Origin of the sequence: Parasedimentitalea huanghaiensis, from assembly GCF_009753675.1 — a bacterium.
In the GTDB taxonomy this organism is placed as follows: Bacteria; Pseudomonadota; Alphaproteobacteria; order Rhodobacterales; family Rhodobacteraceae; genus Parasedimentitalea; species Parasedimentitalea huanghaiensis.
Genome location: NZ_WQLV01000001.1, coordinates 672,222 through 686,800 on the forward strand (window position 1 = coordinate 672,222; position 14,579 = coordinate 686,800).

14 protein-coding genes and 1 pseudogene are annotated in these 14,579 nt (G+C 48.6%); 1 reads left to right on the forward strand and 14 read right to left on the reverse strand.

Annotation, left to right across the window (positions count from 1 at the left end):
- Positions 1-43: 43 nt before the first annotated feature.
- The gene (locus GO984_RS03090; RefSeq protein ID WP_157021065.1) at positions 44-1,039 is read left to right on the forward strand and encodes an AraC-like ligand-binding domain-containing protein; all 996 of its coding nucleotides are present in this window, start codon (positions 44-46) and stop codon (positions 1,037-1,039) included.
- Between the two features lie 125 nt (positions 1,040-1,164).
- On the opposite strand, the gene rpsU is transcribed toward GO984_RS03090, so the two are convergent.
- From rpsU to GO984_RS03155, 14 genes and pseudogenes are all read right to left on the reverse strand, one after another.
- The gene (gene rpsU / locus GO984_RS03095) at positions 1,165-1,371 is read right to left on the reverse strand and encodes a 30S ribosomal protein S21 (RefSeq protein ID WP_127750344.1); all 207 of its coding nucleotides are present in this window, start codon (positions 1,369-1,371) and stop codon (positions 1,165-1,167) included.
- A gap of 352 nt (positions 1,372-1,723) precedes the next feature.
- Complete coding sequence (locus GO984_RS03100) at positions 1,724-2,215, reverse strand: hypothetical protein (protein WP_157021066.1); 492 nt, start codon at positions 2,213-2,215, stop codon at positions 1,724-1,726.
- Between the two features lie 341 nt (positions 2,216-2,556).
- A pseudogene (locus GO984_RS23580) lies at positions 2,557-2,851 on the reverse strand (IS5/IS1182 family transposase); the annotation flags it as partial.
- 576 nt (positions 2,852-3,427) lie between these two features.
- Positions 3,428-5,896 (reverse strand): beta propeller repeat protein, encoded by a 2,469-nt coding sequence (locus GO984_RS03105; RefSeq protein ID WP_157021067.1) that lies wholly within the window; start codon positions 5,894-5,896, stop codon positions 3,428-3,430.
- Positions 5,897-5,930: 34 nt separating this feature from the next.
- The gene (locus tag GO984_RS23895) at positions 5,931-6,344 is read right to left on the reverse strand and encodes a thermonuclease family protein (protein ID WP_342448056.1); all 414 of its coding nucleotides are present in this window, start codon (positions 6,342-6,344) and stop codon (positions 5,931-5,933) included.
- 470 nt (positions 6,345-6,814) lie between these two features.
- Complete coding sequence (locus tag GO984_RS03115; protein WP_157021068.1) at positions 6,815-8,377, reverse strand: peptidoglycan-binding domain-containing protein; 1,563 nt, start codon at positions 8,375-8,377, stop codon at positions 6,815-6,817.
- A gap of 219 nt (positions 8,378-8,596) precedes the next feature.
- Complete coding sequence (locus GO984_RS03120) at positions 8,597-8,830, reverse strand: hypothetical protein (RefSeq protein WP_157021069.1); 234 nt, start codon at positions 8,828-8,830, stop codon at positions 8,597-8,599.
- Between the two features lie 50 nt (positions 8,831-8,880).
- Positions 8,881-9,759, reverse strand: a complete 879-nt coding sequence (locus GO984_RS23470) for a potassium channel family protein (RefSeq protein ID WP_209279369.1) — start codon at positions 9,757-9,759, stop codon at positions 8,881-8,883.
- 177 nt (positions 9,760-9,936) lie between these two features.
- A complete protein-coding gene (locus GO984_RS03130; protein WP_157021070.1) occupies positions 9,937-10,608 on the reverse strand; it encodes a hypothetical protein in 672 nt (223 codons plus the stop codon).
- An 80-nt stretch (positions 10,609-10,688) separates the two neighbouring features.
- Positions 10,689-11,177: a hypothetical protein gene (locus GO984_RS03135; protein ID WP_157021071.1), complete on the reverse strand. Its 489-nt coding sequence runs from the start codon at positions 11,175-11,177 to the stop codon at positions 10,689-10,691.
- 12 nt (positions 11,178-11,189) lie between these two features.
- Positions 11,190-11,549, reverse strand: a complete 360-nt coding sequence (locus GO984_RS03140; protein WP_157021072.1) for a hypothetical protein — start codon at positions 11,547-11,549, stop codon at positions 11,190-11,192.
- 544 nt (positions 11,550-12,093) lie between these two features.
- Positions 12,094-12,588, reverse strand: coding sequence for a hypothetical protein (locus GO984_RS03145; protein WP_157021073.1), 495 nt, complete (start codon positions 12,586-12,588; stop codon positions 12,094-12,096).
- A complete protein-coding gene (locus tag GO984_RS03150) occupies positions 12,585-14,276 on the reverse strand; it encodes a phage head spike fiber domain-containing protein (protein ID WP_157021074.1) in 1,692 nt (563 codons plus the stop codon). The genes GO984_RS03145 and GO984_RS03150 overlap by 4 nt, the downstream gene beginning before the upstream one ends.
- Positions 14,276-14,557, reverse strand: coding sequence for a spike base protein, RCAP_Rcc01079 family (locus GO984_RS03155; protein WP_157021075.1), 282 nt, complete (start codon positions 14,555-14,557; stop codon positions 14,276-14,278). The genes GO984_RS03150 and GO984_RS03155 overlap by 1 nt, the downstream gene beginning before the upstream one ends.
- Positions 14,558-14,579 lie beyond the last annotated feature (22 nt).

The following is a 14,579-nucleotide window of genomic DNA, read 5'->3' on the forward strand; positions in this document are numbered from 1 at the left end:
ATAAGTCTTTATTTTAAGCTTGAAATTTATTATGCTGCTAAGGATGACGCGAACAGGACAGGACGTTTCTGCCGAGCCCCTGCGGGCACATCGGCTTTTTCAAACGCAAGACATTGATCTGGCGCGCCAGTTCGTGACCCAAAAGTTTTGCGACCACGATTTGGTTCCGACATCTTCACACCATTGCTTTGATACCCGCCACAATCATGTCGCGGGTCAGATGCTGTCCTTAAATTATCTGAAGTACTCCAGCGAAGTCTCGATTAACCCGGGGGAACTGGATCGCTTTTACTTGATCCAGGTGCCAATTCATGGGCAAGCAACCGTTACAAATGGCTCAAAAGAAGTAGATGTATCGATCAACACGGCCAGCGTTCTAAACCCCATGCAAAATACGCAGATGACCTGGTTCGAAGGTTGCGAAAAACTGCTGCTCCAAATTGACAAAGCCGCGTTACAAACCTCTGCCGAAGCGCTTGTTGGAATGCCGTTGGGGCAGCCTGTTGTCTTTGACCCAAAAGTAGACATGGCTTTGCCTGCAACATCAGCCTGGTGTCACACCCTGAAAGACGCTGTGAAAGTCGCGCAAAATGGCGGTGCATTTGGGGACAGTGCTTTTCGGCATCAGGCAATGTTGGAAGAAAACCTGATCTTTGGTTTCCTAAGCTGCCAGAAAAGCACGATCAGCCACTTCTTTGTGAATGATGAAAAAGCGCTTTCATCCAGTCAACTCCGCCGCGCGAAAACATATATGCTGGAAAACCTTGCTGAGCCGATCACGCTGTCAGATTTAGCTTATCAGGCCGGATGCAGTCTAAGAAGCCTGCAATGTGGTTTCAAAAAGTCCTATGGGTGTAGCCCCATGCAATACCTGCAAAAACAAAGACTTGGCTATGCTCATTTTCTGTTACAGTCGTTGCCACCCGACCATCTTGTAAGCTCGGTCGCCTACGATTGTGGTTTCACACATCTGGGTCGGTTTTCGATTGCTTACCGAAAGGCATTTGGTCAATCGCCGAAAAAGACCTTGGGGCGTTAACAGCCACAACAGGTTATGTGGTGAAACTTTGGTTGGGGAAAATGCGGCAAAATTCGCCCCCAAAACAAAACCCCCACAACCAAATGGCGGCGGGGGTTTTGCAGTTCGTCAAAATCCAATATGATTTACATCATACCTTCACGCTCTAGCTTCTTACGAGCCAACTTACGGGCACGACGAATCGCTTCCGCTTTCTGGCGCGCATTCTTCTCGGACGGCTTCTCGAAATGTTGCTTAAGCTTCATTTCACGGAAAACGCCTTCCTTTTGGAGCTTTTTCTTCAGAACTCTAAGGGCTTGATCGACATTGTTGTCGCGAACACTAACCTGCATGTGGTTTTCACCACCTCTCTAGTTTGAAGTTGCAATGATTTGCAGGAATTGGCCTCATAGCAATTTTGTTTTCGTTTGTACAGCATAACAGTTTCAAGTCACGCAATTGCAGTGAATTTGCCCAGCCCGGCTGTATCACTTCGGGTGAAAGCATCTGAAGTGACCCACAAAATAGACAGAGGGTTTGTCGTATCACTGGTCACCCGTGCCGTGATCATCCCATAAGGCAGGTTCGCCCTCACCCTCTTTGTTCAAGGGATCGCTATTTTCACCACGATATGATGTGTGAGGCAGAACGGCCCAACCGCATTTCTGCACCGAAAGCAAATGAACGCAGGTGCGAGTTTATCAGCTATTGCATAAACGGCAGACCGGTACAGACCGGTTCTGCACTCGCATCATCGACAACCATTTTTCCGATAATTCCGTCAGAGTCCGCTGTTGCACGGACGTATACCTCAACGGTCCAGTTGTCGGGCCCACTACAAAGTGTATCAGCGCCAAAAGACACACTGACGATGTTTTCCATCACATCAGCGGTGGTTTCTCCGTAAGGCATGCCAAGCAAATGGGCCGCGGCAGCTGCTTTGATTTCTGCCTGCGTCGATCGCGTTTGCAGGGTACCGCCGCGCTCACCGGCAAATTCCTTTGTTGGCTCTGCGTTGCAATATCCCCAAAGCCCTGACCAATAATTCCCGTCATAATCGAATGATAAGTCCAACTTGCCCCATGCATTTGTACGTATATTGGGGAATTGCAAATCAGCGGTACAAGGTTCCGAAGATTCTGCTTCAGCCCAGTATCCGTAGTATTTTCCATCCGCTCCGGGACTGGAAAAATACATAAATGCCGATCCATTTTCATATGAAGCAAAGCAAAGATCCGACCTGATACAGCTGAGCTCCATCACCCCCCAGCTTGTCTCGTAGAAAGTCCCATTTGGCAATGTCTGGGCCGAAGCGCCTGTTACCAAAAGAAGAAAGGGAACTTGGGAACCAATTCGGTATAGATTTTGATACAAAGTCATCGGTCTTCTAATCCTTATTTGAGAAAAGGAAGTGGTCCAAACCTGTCGGTATATTGAAAGACAAGCAAGCTTTATCGCGTCGCCGCTAAAATGAGATCACGGGTGGCTTAGTTGTACAAATCCACAGACGCTCGTAATTCTCCTTTTCTTGGCGGGACTTAACCTGCGATCCCTGTCGCAGGTTGACCAAGGGCAATGTAGCGATAGAGCGGCGCGACGCGGATTTGGACTTCCGCGAACCGACGGTCAAAATCCCTGGCCATGAGGCTTTGCCCCTCAACTTCTAACAATGCATCTTAGTCTCGACGCGGCGCCCGCGGAGCTAACCGCTCCTACGCCGCAGAGTACAGCCCAGATATCGTAATGTGTTTACGGCTTTGTTCCGGGCAAAGGCTCCTGCCTTGTCGGTTGCCACGACTTGGTACTCTTGCGCGATGGAATAACAGCACAGGCATTCCACTCGCCTTCGCCCTATAGCTTGATGCCGGTGCTATCGGTCAAGCGGTCACGGACTCCGAGATACGGAAGGCTCACGTCCGGCCTCTTTTGATGGTGGCAACGGGTGTTAAAGCCATCAAAAAACAAAGTGGTGCGGGTGAAGGGACTCGAACCCCCACGCCTCGCGGCGCCAGAACCTAAATTTTACGTGGATTGTTGAAATTCAAAGGCTTAATCAAAAAGTTTCCCAAGACATAGCAAGAACGAAGGAAGAAAGCGGGAAATGCTCTTTCAACTTGATTTGCGAATAATTCGCGCGCCGTGCTGTAGAGTAGCTGTCTGGTTGGACGACAGCTTTAGCACTACAATCTCGAAAAGCGGACTTGCGACGGCCATACCGTCCGCCGGCTGATCTGAAACAATATGGCCATTCTGATCACGAACCACGATGCGGTGATCAACTTGTATTTTCCCCAAGCTGATTTCCTTTCACTCACTAGCGCTTTTGATCTTTGTTACCCGATTTGAAAAAAGGAACAAACCGCAAACAAATGCGAATTTCGAAAACCGCAAGATATGGTCTGCAGCTTTTTATCGGTTCGCCAGTGCCTTTGCCATTTCTACAGCCTGGTCCGCAGGACTACTCGCCTTTGAAAACTCAACCTTGTCAGCAGCCAAAGCTGTTGAAAGTTGATCAAAAGCTGCTACATCGATTTTAGTAAGCCCTTCCGATAGCAGTTCAAGAGCATCCGCACGACTGTGATGGAAACCAGCTAGGCGAATGTTGTAACGGTAAAGCCCACCAAGCGTTGCCAATAGAAAAAGTAAAAGAATACCGGGTGGCATTTGCTGTGCCAATGTTTGCCACCACCCGTCTTGGTTCGAACGCAGAAGTTCATTCCAACCTTGCAAGCAAGAAAGGGTCAAAGCCTCTAGGTTTCCATTGGGCTCAGACACCTTTGCGTTGCTTCGCGGCTCTAATTCACCTCTGCAAATTGTCAGAAATTTCTCAAAGTCCCGATTTTCCTCTTCGCGGACCAATGATTGTGGAAACTGATTTAGAACTTCTAAGTTCGCCTCAGCGTCCATCAAACGGTTGCTCTGAAATTCAAGTTCAGCCTGAAGACGTGCTACTTGTCGACGCCTAGGAGTAAGAACATTAAAAATATGCCTAGGCTGCTCATCCATGAAAAAAATCAGCTTTTCCAGCTGAGTTCTTTCCTTGGTCAGCAAGCCCTCCGATCCAATCACAAAATCGGCAGCATTTTCATTACTAACTAGTCCCGAACTCCCAAGCGATGCTACGGCATCAGATAGATGAGACCCAAATCTCATCAACAGGTTATAGCCATAGAAAAACGCCTCTCCCTCCCCCAGATCGACATGTTTAACAAATCCACCCTGATACTCCGGTAAAGCAGAGAGTGTAAATGAGGCCCCACTATCGCTTGATTGAAAGGTCGAGTTCCCACCTCCGTAAATGACTATTGTGCTATCGCCCAAGATGGCATGTTCTTCGTAAGCGAAACTGGAATCGATTCCCCCTGGCTCTGCGGGATACGAAAATGAAACTCCGTTGTCCGTAGATCTGAGAATCGCACCCGAGGTCCCAAAGATAAGAACGGTTCCGTCACCCATGACCGCAATTTCGTTGTAAACTTCATTGTCAATTATTCCCTTACCCCAACCTGTTAGAGAAAAAGTACTTCCATCACTCCTGGGTATTGTTGAATGCGAAAATGAAACTCCATTGTCTTCTGATCTGAGGAACGCGTGTTCATCCCCTACAATCAACACAACGCCTCCACTTAGTTTGGCATGTTTGTAGAATACTCCATCGATACGTGTATCCTCTGGCAACTCTGAATACGAAAAGGAGGCCCCATAGTCCTCTGATCTAAGAACTTTCCCTTCGTCGCCGAAAACCAGCAACACGCCGTCGCCCAAGTCTGAAATTCCATGGGTCCTGCCCCATCCTTCTTTGTCCGTCAGCAAAAATGAACGAGAAAAGGAGGTTCCGTTATTCATCGATCTAAGAACCGTTCCGTAGTCCCCAAAAATCAAGAATACACCGTCTCCCAGATCGGCAAAATGATGATAAATCTCAGCGGGCTGCAGATCATCATGCAATGCAGAGCGAGTAAATGAGCCACCTCTGTCCCTCGAAATGAGGATTTTGCCATTACTTCCAAAAACCAGAATTGAACCGTCGCCCAATTTGGCATAATCGACGAAGCGTTGCTCAATGCCCGTCTTCCAGTCTGGCAGAGCAGAGGCTACAAAAGTAGCCCCACTATCGATTGACTGGAAAACCGCGCCATTACTTCCAAGAATTACAACCGTGCCATCATCTAAATCGACAATGTCATAGACACTTCCGGCACCGTCTAGTTCTTCTGGAAGTGTCGAGATCGAAAAGGAAATGCCGTTGTTTGTCGATCTAAGAACCGTTCCGTAATCCCCAAAAATCAGCACGGTGCCATCAGACAATTTGATATGCTCAATAAAGTCCTCAGTTTCGTTGAGCCCCTCAGGCAAAACAACCCTCTGAGAATACTCTTTGACGACCGACACCCTCAAAAACGAATCTCTATTTCCATAAAGAAGCACGTCGTTTCCTAGTTGAACGTGCCCAGAGAAATTAAGTTCTTGGTTATTTTCCGATTGAAAGGATCCATCCGTGAATTTCGCCCCCAACTCCAACTCAATCCTCTTTTGAGTAGCTACACGCTTCGAAGATATGGTGTTGATCGCATCTTCAGCCTTTGTCGTGGTCAAAACCAATGCACCACGTCGTCCATCAACATACAGTTTCCAAAAAGGTTGGCCTAAATAAAAAAACAGACCCACTACGACCACTAGATACAGGAAAAGCAATAGCCGTGATGCCCGAACTGCAGCTGTCGTAGCACGCAGGCGTTGCTGACGAACCAATCCACCAATACGACCATCAGGAACATTCCATTCGGCATTGAGAGCCGCGTATCTTAGGTCAACTCGGCGATCAAATTCTGCCTGCAAACCATGCGAGTAACTATTTTTCACAATATGATCGCCCATGTTCAAACACTATTTCTGACTCCACTGTTGGTTCTTAACGACAGTACCCAGCACGTCGAATTCGTGATTTGGCCGCGGGCGTTTCTAGATGGCGATACCGACCACCAGAGTATCGCTGGCAATCAAGCGCATAACCCGCAGAGATTACCGCAGCACCAATGTCTTCCCCTCCGGCGTAGCAGATTCCGATGTATCGGTCATAAGACCGCACGCCATTCAATTGACAATCGATCGATTTCCCCGTCAAGAAATTCACCATCCAACGCCGAGCATCTTTACCCGCACTCGTTTTCAATTCTGGAGCATCAACGCCCTGCAGCCGGACAGGTGTTCCATCAACAACAATCGTATCTGCGTCCCGAACCTGAAGACTTGCAGACAAAACTGGACCGGTAGCAAACAGAGCTACCGCAAGCAAAATGCTGAACTTCAAAAATTTCCCTCCCAAACTGGACCTGTTCTGAGCCTAACCCTCACGAATTTCAGCCAAAATCGCCGCGAGGGCCAAAAAGATGAGGCAAAAGGCTGCGACCGAGATATTTAGGTCTAGGTCCCTTCCTGGACCCGCGTACCGCAGAGCAGCCTCGTCATTTGCAAAAAGTTTTATTGACGCGCTAAACGCGCTCAGCCCGATCCCGAACCATCCTACAATACGCAAGATTGCAACCAATTAAAATTCCTCCTTAAATAAATCAAATCACCAGTATTCGCCTAATCGCAAACTGGCCTCTCTAGCTGGAACTACCCTAGGTAGGGGATTGCTCCTTAATTGAACGCCCGTGATCTCGAAGCGGCATAATCAATTTTGTCAAATGAACAGGACTGGGCTGCGCTGATAGATAGTTGTTGCCGCGCTGACAGGTCCTTAATCTCTTCGCAGTGCAGCCTCCCGGTATTCTGTCGTGAGTGGTGACCGTCTCAGACAGGTGCATTTGCCTTATTCTTCATGAGAACCACTACCTCCTTGCCAATTTTATCTAGGTTCTCGTTGACAAATTTTTCGACTAGAGGTCTGCAAACCTTTTCAGATTTAGCCTTTTTTTCGATTGCAGATCCCGCAATCTCTGGCGTTTCCCCCAACTTAACCACACGGTTACATATATCGATATGGTAAGAGTTGTACCAATTCACGAAATACTCCAAAATCGACGATGACCCGGTCGACCAAACAACATCCACGGCCTTATTTACGACTTTCATGGAAATGTCTGCTTCTACAAGATTTGGATAAAGAAATAGCAGTTCACCTCCATATTTTTTGAAAAGATAAGGCTGCATTTTGCGCAGATTTTTATCAATAACTTTCCCTATCAAGCCGCTTTTTTGGATGTACCGTCCCATTTCATCAGCGAAGGGAGTAAGGCGTTTTGCTATTGCGCCCCCCACTTTAGAGAGTACGACACCCTCTGCTGATTTGATTGCGACACGGCAGGTTGCCCCTTTAAATCCTCCGTTGGCTGTCCATTTAGAGGAGTTCAGGAGACCACTGAACGCTTCGGTCAGTGATTGTTTATAGCCAGCAGTTATAGCTGATGCCAGAACAGGTTTTCTGGTAATAAGCGTGAGCATAATCTCCAACGCAACAGTGGATACGTCATCAGCAACCGACACAACATCTAAAAAAGCGTCAACAGAGGCCCCACTATCATCAACTGTCTTCTGTAAGGTACGCCCTGCAATGTTTATATATGTGATTGCGTTCCTTCGATGTTTGTCCCCTGTGCTCATGCTTTTTGCATCAATCTGTGCAACTTTTGTTTTTGCCTTTTTTATTGCAGTTTCTGCCTTGGAAAGATTGTCGCCAGCGGTTTTATAGTATCGCATATTCCCCGCGAGCAAGACGGCTGCTGAGGCGATGGTATCATTATGTAGGATATTGTAGGCGCGTCGAACACTTGCAATACGTTCTTCAACCGACCTTACTTGCTCAGATAAGCTATTAGACAACTGTTTGAGACATTTTTCTATTTCGGAATCGTCGCCAGCACACTGCTTGCCCCCGATTTTGATCACTCGAACTCTTTTGTCTTCTTTTTTTGCGGCGGGTTTACTCAGAGCTTTGTGTGTGGCTCCGTCTGGAGTGATGACGCCATCAACTCGCAGGCATTTTTCCTTTTGAAAGGCCTTAAGAGCAGTGAGGAATGAGCTGTCAACTTTTGGCGTCATAGAGACTTCTTTGAACCCCACACTCTTGGCATGTTTGTTCAAAAGTTGCTTGATGGTTTTCAGGTCGTCGGGGCGGTTCAAGCTCCACTTACCAAGTCCAATCTGCGCATATATCTTGCCAGTTGGCATCTTAATTTTAGGGACGAAGACCTCCCAGCCAGGTTCAATTTTGCTAGGAACCTTAGTCTTTTTGCGAAGTTCTTTATTGAAAGGCGCAGCCCAGATTTCTTTTTTCCAGTCAACAATCATATATGCCTTGGCAATCTCAGATAGCGTTTCACCCTTCTTTACAATGTGCTTTTGAGTTGCGGCCATTCAATATTCCTCACACAATCAAAAAAACGCTGCATATGCCGCAATAACATTACCAACCGCGTTTTCTAATGAGCAACGCACAGTCTTTGGGCAATATGATAAGTATAGTTGAGGTTTACCGTTTCTAAAGGAAAATCGAACTGGGTTGAAATTCAACCATGAGTAACTGTTGTATATTTGGAGTGGATTACCACTCCACCTGGTTGAAGGTGCGGGTTTTCAGATACTGGTGACATAGGCGAACTGGAACTGCCACAGTTTGACGCCTCTCCGGTATTGGACTTGGACCGATACACAGCGCCACTCATCACTCGGCAGAATATCCGCCGACACAAATGCAAATTCCGCTCCACGCCGTAAAGCTAGCTCTTCACCATGCACCGCCACATCCGATGGGTCTGTGAACAAGAACTGAGGAACTACCGGCTGATCAAAGTCGACTAGATCATCCAAACCCGAACTTTCTCAGACATGCTTTACTCGCCTCGCAAAGTGCCTTTTGTTCATCTGCGCGGAGTTGCTAGAGAGTTAAGAAATAGTCCAATGAACACGATCCCGAACAATGTTTGCAATGCAACTAACATCCTCCCTCGGTGTGTGACTGGCGCAATATCCCCATATCCGAGCGTAGTAATTGTAACGGTACTGAAATACAGCATTCTCGCAAATTTTCCGTCCAAGGCGTCGAGACCACCCGCGGACGCTGACCTAAAGAGAATGACATCGTCCACTATTTTACTCGGCAAAACTATGCTTGGCAAACCTAATGTCGTCTCTTCATCAACGGTACCGAAACAACTGTTCGCGGCTTGCGCGATACTCGAATAAGATATTTTTGTTTCCCCTGTATAAGATTCGTTCTTCACAAATAGTGCGGTCCGTCCTCCGACACCGAATTGCTTCGTCTTGGTGTTCAACTGATACTTACTTGCATTTCTACCGGGGATTTCAAAATGGTCTATGTGGTGGCGTGAGTAGCCAACCACAAGACCTTCGGGTGGTAGTGTTCCAAATGACCTATCTGCCCTGTAATCTCCGACAGTCAAAAAAGCGTCGCGTCCTCTTCCTTCAAACCAACTGTCCTCGACATCAGGATCGAAGCCAGAAACTTCAGAACTGAAGCCATAAATTGCGATTTCGGCTCGTCCGGTTTCGAGGTCCAATGATGGGTAAATCTTGAACGGTACAAGAACATCGCAACCCTCTGCCGCGCTGATCAGATGACTTTCAATTCTCCGTGCTAACTCGTCTAGTTGTGGGTCGAAATGCAGGTTGGATGACCTAAAATCTCTTGAAAAGAATGAGTAGATCAGAGCGAAAAGTGGGATTAAAAGGAGATATGCTAGTCCCCACACAAATCTTCTTATTGCAGCGAGTTTCATTTTATTCTTCCTTCGCGAGCCAGCAGCGACGGTAGAGCCCGAATTGCATGCTCGCGATCTCCTCTAAACTTTCCACTGCCTACATTACCCAAGAAAACTTGCTTTCATCAAATTCAATTCACACTGCAGAATCTATCCCACCTTTCAAGAACTACACGTAATAGCTCCTTTGTTGGACTAAGTTGTCCCCCAGTCATCAGCTCGATCCGATGGCTTAGGCCATCTTGATATCTCATCCATGTGCCCTTCAAATAGACCCTTATTTCTCAAAAATTCTATGTGTGTGATGTACCTAGATCGAAACATTCCTTCCAGCGCTTGAAAGTTCGAAACGCGAGAATGAGCAACTGATGCTATAATCAGATCGTGAAAGTTGATAGCCAGATCAACTGCGGAAACATGGAGCTCCACTAGTTGACGAGACGCCCCACCAGCTTGGGCAGCTTCCATCAATTCATCTTTCGATTTTATCAAACTTTCACCTCCCGCTCGCGCATTTAGAGATAGCTCGATCTCTAAGGTAGTTTCTCGACCTTCTCCATTGATGCTGGAAATCGAAATGGGTCGCCGCATGCTTTCGGTGATGTGAAGGTGAATTTCTCGTACCGTGGACTCTAGATCTGCCCGTTTTTCGCGATCGTTCTGGCGTTTTATTTCCTCAGAGCGATGTCGGATTTCTTGAGAGATAGCATATGCTGAGATTGGTATCGCAATCGCGGTTACCAACGAGGACATGTAACCCGCGAATTTGACAAAATCCGTATCCACCCAAGTATCCGGGTAAGGCAAAAGGTATGCGCTTGCGCCAGCAGCAATTACCGCTACCCCCAAAAACAATACGATTTTCAAAATTCTCTCCTTAATCGGATTCGGTTCCGAGCCCCGCCCAATCGGTCCAGATCCAAACTGGTCGCACTGGTGGGGTTGTATCAATCACCCCTATTTTTGTTGACAGGTGAGACGCCACGCAAGTTAAACTTCTTACCACGTTTATCGGCCACGCTTTGACCGACAGCCTTAAACAAAACACCGGCAAGATCTTGAAGCGCATCGTCTCGCAGACCCCTACGAATACCGCCCATAAAGTATCTATCGCGAGTAAACGTTTCCGTATCTTCTATCAGGGTCAACACTTCAAATTGTTCCTCAGAAATTTTTAGCCCCAGCGAACGGCAGCAAGATCCAATAGCGCCAACTTTGTGAGAAAAGGTCCTTCTAATCTCGCTTTCCGACATATCCTGTAAGAGCAAATAGGCCTTCAGATACAACTCTATCGCCATGACAAACAACTGACGTCTTGGAAAGGCTGGAAGATAACTAGTTTTCGTCGCATCCTCCAATAGAAGTCGCAATGCGGAGGTCTCATAGCTGCGCCCAACATTTACATAACCTATTGCTGGATCATGGATATCACCCATATCAGGCTCCTTTTATGTACCTTCCACACCAGCACCAATAACCTCGGAAACAAGCTCATAGAGAGCTGCAGCGGCATGCTCAGCACTCGGAATATCAAGATTCTTCAGGGATATAACTTTTGCTGACATCAAGTACTCAGACTGCTTAGTGGCGTAACTGCGATAAATATCAGCAGCCCGGTCACGAACTTCTTCTGCACGAGCATCTATCCTTGCTTCCAAGGCTGGTTCCAGCGAAATAAAATCGAAATCCACATCCGCCTTTGTCCTTCGTGTCAAACACAAAACATATGGGATTTGTTCCTTCTGGCAACGTTTGTAATGCAGATCAATTGCTCTCACGTCCGCTTTCGCGGCCTTCAAATATGACATTCTAACAATTCTCCTTAGCTGGACATTCAACATCTAACTACCTCAAAACGCACTCAAGTCACTTGATCAAAATCTAAAACAACTACAAATTGCAAGCGCCAGCCTACCGCTTGAAACATTTAGATTGATCCCGACTAGGAAATATTCATGAAGTTCATTTGTTCGACAACTATTATGACGATGGTACTTGCATCAGTTGCAATCGCAGCACCCGTTGAAATTATCCAATCCCCCTCAGGGGATAAGCTGGTCTATTCTAAGTGCAAGACAAAGCCAAACAAGTGCATGGCTCAAGCTGCAAAAACATGTAGCGGCCCATATCAAGTAATTGATAGCGAAAGCCACGCCGGGGGCCTATTTGCAGACTTAATGCCTGGTCCCATCACGTGGTACTCAATGACAGTTCAATGCGGAAAATCGGACGGGGCATTTCCAAATTTTCAATTCCGCGGTCAGAGCTACCAACCGCCAAGCTACGTACAGTGCAATACTTATGGTAGCTCTGTAATTTGTCTTGGGAACTAGGCACGATAAGAAGGCGAATTTAGGCCACTACCCCCTGCCGTGTCGCCACCTTCGACATGTCAATCAAAGACACACCCGACATAGCCAGGCCGGGCACCTTATCGTTGACCGTGGTTTCGGCACCCAATCCCATCCACTCCAGCAGCAGCAGCTCCCAGAGGAACCAGCCGTTTTCATCCACCTTGCGGATAAGATCACCGGTCAAGACCAGATTGACGCTATAGGTCGTATCCATGACCGGCTCCGTGGTCATCTCGCCCTGGGCATTTCTTTCCGCTGGCTCCAGCAGAACAGCAACCGGAAAGAAGTTTGCATGGGGCACCTCTTCGACCCATTCCCGCAACACACCGTTTTGCGTCTCTTGCCTTACCACCATCAGGTTTTTGGTCAGTGCCGCCGCTTCAACATGGGCAGGGCTGGGGGCGTTCAGTGCAAAGCTGACCTGAGTAATTGTGCCGTGTTCGTCCTCGACAACGTCGGCAAAGACCTCAGTTCCTCGAATAGTATAGGTCATGCTACCAACTCCCGCACCAGATCAATTCCAGAGGCACCAAAGCGCAGGTCAAGCTTTGACAGGACAACAGGGCTTTCAGGTGAAATCTCTAGTGCAGCCCCACCTAGATAGGGGAACCCTGAGACAGCTTTCGATATCGAAAATCCGCCATGTTCAGCGACCGACATGTCAGTATCCGAGTAGGACCCAGCAATATCAAACGGGACGCCCATGCCCGGTGCCCAGGTTGAGGCGTCACCGCTGTAGGTCAGAACACCGTCAACACCGTGGATCACCACCAAATCACCAGAGCCGTTGACGCTATCAACCTTAGCCCCAAGTCGGTTCCCGCTATCTCCATAGATCTCCATGAGTGTCAGCGTCGAGAAATTGTTAAGTCTCTCATAGGTCATCAAGCCAGCCATATGCACAGTCAGATCTTGGATCACCTCCGGCCCATCCTGTCGCGTGGGCATGTTGACCTCTTTGATGCTGGCCCTAAATGTCGAGGTTTCCCCACCAGTGAACTGCCGCCCAGATACGTTAGGCGCAACGCCGGTGGCTGTCCAAAGCGTGGCGCGGCCTGTGTCGCCGGGGTTGAGTGTGCCTTGATTGTAATCGGTGCCGCCCTCGGAGACGTAAGCACCCATTGCAGGCCCCGCGAGGTGATCCAAAACCACTAGATAGGTCTTGCCAATCTCAGCGACGAAATCGCAGTTCGCGCGGGCGGTCCCGGTTGTGTTGACCACATCCACACCGCCCAGCTCAGCATTATAGATCATTGAGCCGCCGATGCTTGATCCGTCATCCCATCCCGGCAAGCCAGGCGCAGGTAACGTGGTCAACTCAGGCTCTTGATCATGGTCCACCAAATGGCGTGCCAGGGTCACAGCCGAAAGTGTCAGAACATCCTTGGCGCGGCTGGTTGCAGCCCCATCGGAAAGAATTGGCGAGGTTGGAACGTGGCCATCCTCAAACTGGAGAAAATACACTGTGATATTCTCACCAGCCACGTTGCTGTCTGGCCCAACCCCAACCGACACAACACCGCTAACATTGGCCGTGTAGGTGCAAAAGATCAGATGACCACCGGGCACCGCCAGTTCACGGATAACAGTGGCTGTGCCTGCATTCTCAGTTGTGGACGCCAACGCGCCGATAGGTCCTCTGATGTGCGTTTCCGTGCTAGAGAGTTCATGCCGGATCGCAATGCGGCACCGGCCACTTGTTCCCTCTTTGACGAAGGCCGTGATGCTAGAGGTTTGGCCAGCAACAACAGCCATTTCAGCCGATGGACGCGCTCGGTGCCATGTCTCGCCATCGGACGTGACCACGACACCAGCGAAGCGGCCCAAGAAGTTATCGGCTGCTGCGGCGAACGAGGCACCAGAGACCCACCAGTCAGTAATGTTTGCGACCGCCTGCGCAATCTTGTTCGTCCCAGACGGCTCTAGCAGCAATCCAACAGACGTCCACATGCCGTTCAACCATTCATGATGACCATTACGCGGTACACCCGGCGCAGCGGTCACTAGATGGCCAAGTGCGTTGATATAGTTGCGACTGCCAGCAGCCTCAAAATCAAACAGATCAAGAATGCCAGGACCAACGCCACCGACGTAGCGGTCAGCGATGAAATCTGCCATGATTTGAGAGGTGTTGCGGATGGGGTGCATGGGCCTTGTGATACTGACGCCAACGCCGATCATCAGGAGCCTCCCTGAATGTCCGTTGCGGTGGTGCCGGTTGCAAACACGCGACGGACACGACGGGGATAATCCTGCCCCGGTTGAAGGTTCTTCAGAATAGTTGGCGGGTCTGCTGGATCGTCCTTTTTCATATGCACCGCAACATTGCCTGCACCCCCTACGGTGATAATGCGGGTCATATATTCCAGATCGGCATCGTCGTTTGGAGTGATATCGAACACACGTTCAATTGGGCTTTCCAAGCCAGCAAATTGGCCTTCTACTTCGTCAATGATTGGCATGGGGGGTCTCCGACGTTTTGGA

Bases quoted from the DNA above. Each gene is read 5' to 3' on its own strand.
- GO984_RS03090 (WP_157021065.1), top strand. From the start codon at position 44: ATGACGCGAACAGGACAGGACGTTTCTGCCGAGCCCCTGCGGGCACAT.
- rpsU (WP_127750344.1), bottom strand. From the start codon at position 1,371: ATGCAGGTTAGTGTTCGCGACAACAATGTCGATCAAGCCCTTAGAGTT.
- GO984_RS03100 (WP_157021066.1), bottom strand. From the start codon at position 2,215: ATGTATTTTTCCAGTCCCGGAGCGGATGGAAAATACTACGGATACTGG.
- GO984_RS03105 (WP_157021067.1), bottom strand. From the start codon at position 5,896: ATGGGCGATCATATTGTGAAAAATAGTTACTCGCATGGTTTGCAGGCA.
- GO984_RS03115 (WP_157021068.1), bottom strand. From the start codon at position 8,377: ATGGCCGCAACTCAAAAGCACATTGTAAAGAAGGGTGAAACGCTATCT.
- GO984_RS23470 (WP_209279369.1), bottom strand. From the start codon at position 9,759: ATGAAACTCGCTGCAATAAGAAGATTTGTGTGGGGACTAGCATATCTC.
- GO984_RS03135 (WP_157021071.1), bottom strand. From the start codon at position 11,177: ATGGGTGATATCCATGATCCAGCAATAGGTTATGTAAATGTTGGGCGC.
- GO984_RS03140 (WP_157021072.1), bottom strand. From the start codon at position 11,549: ATGTCATATTTGAAGGCCGCGAAAGCGGACGTGAGAGCAATTGATCTG.
- GO984_RS03145 (WP_157021073.1), bottom strand. From the start codon at position 12,588: ATGACCTATACTATTCGAGGAACTGAGGTCTTTGCCGACGTTGTCGAG.
- GO984_RS03150 (WP_157021074.1), bottom strand. From the start codon at position 14,276: ATGATCGGCGTTGGCGTCAGTATCACAAGGCCCATGCACCCCATCCGC.
- GO984_RS03155 (WP_157021075.1), bottom strand. From the start codon at position 14,557: ATGCCAATCATTGACGAAGTAGAAGGCCAATTTGCTGGCTTGGAAAGC.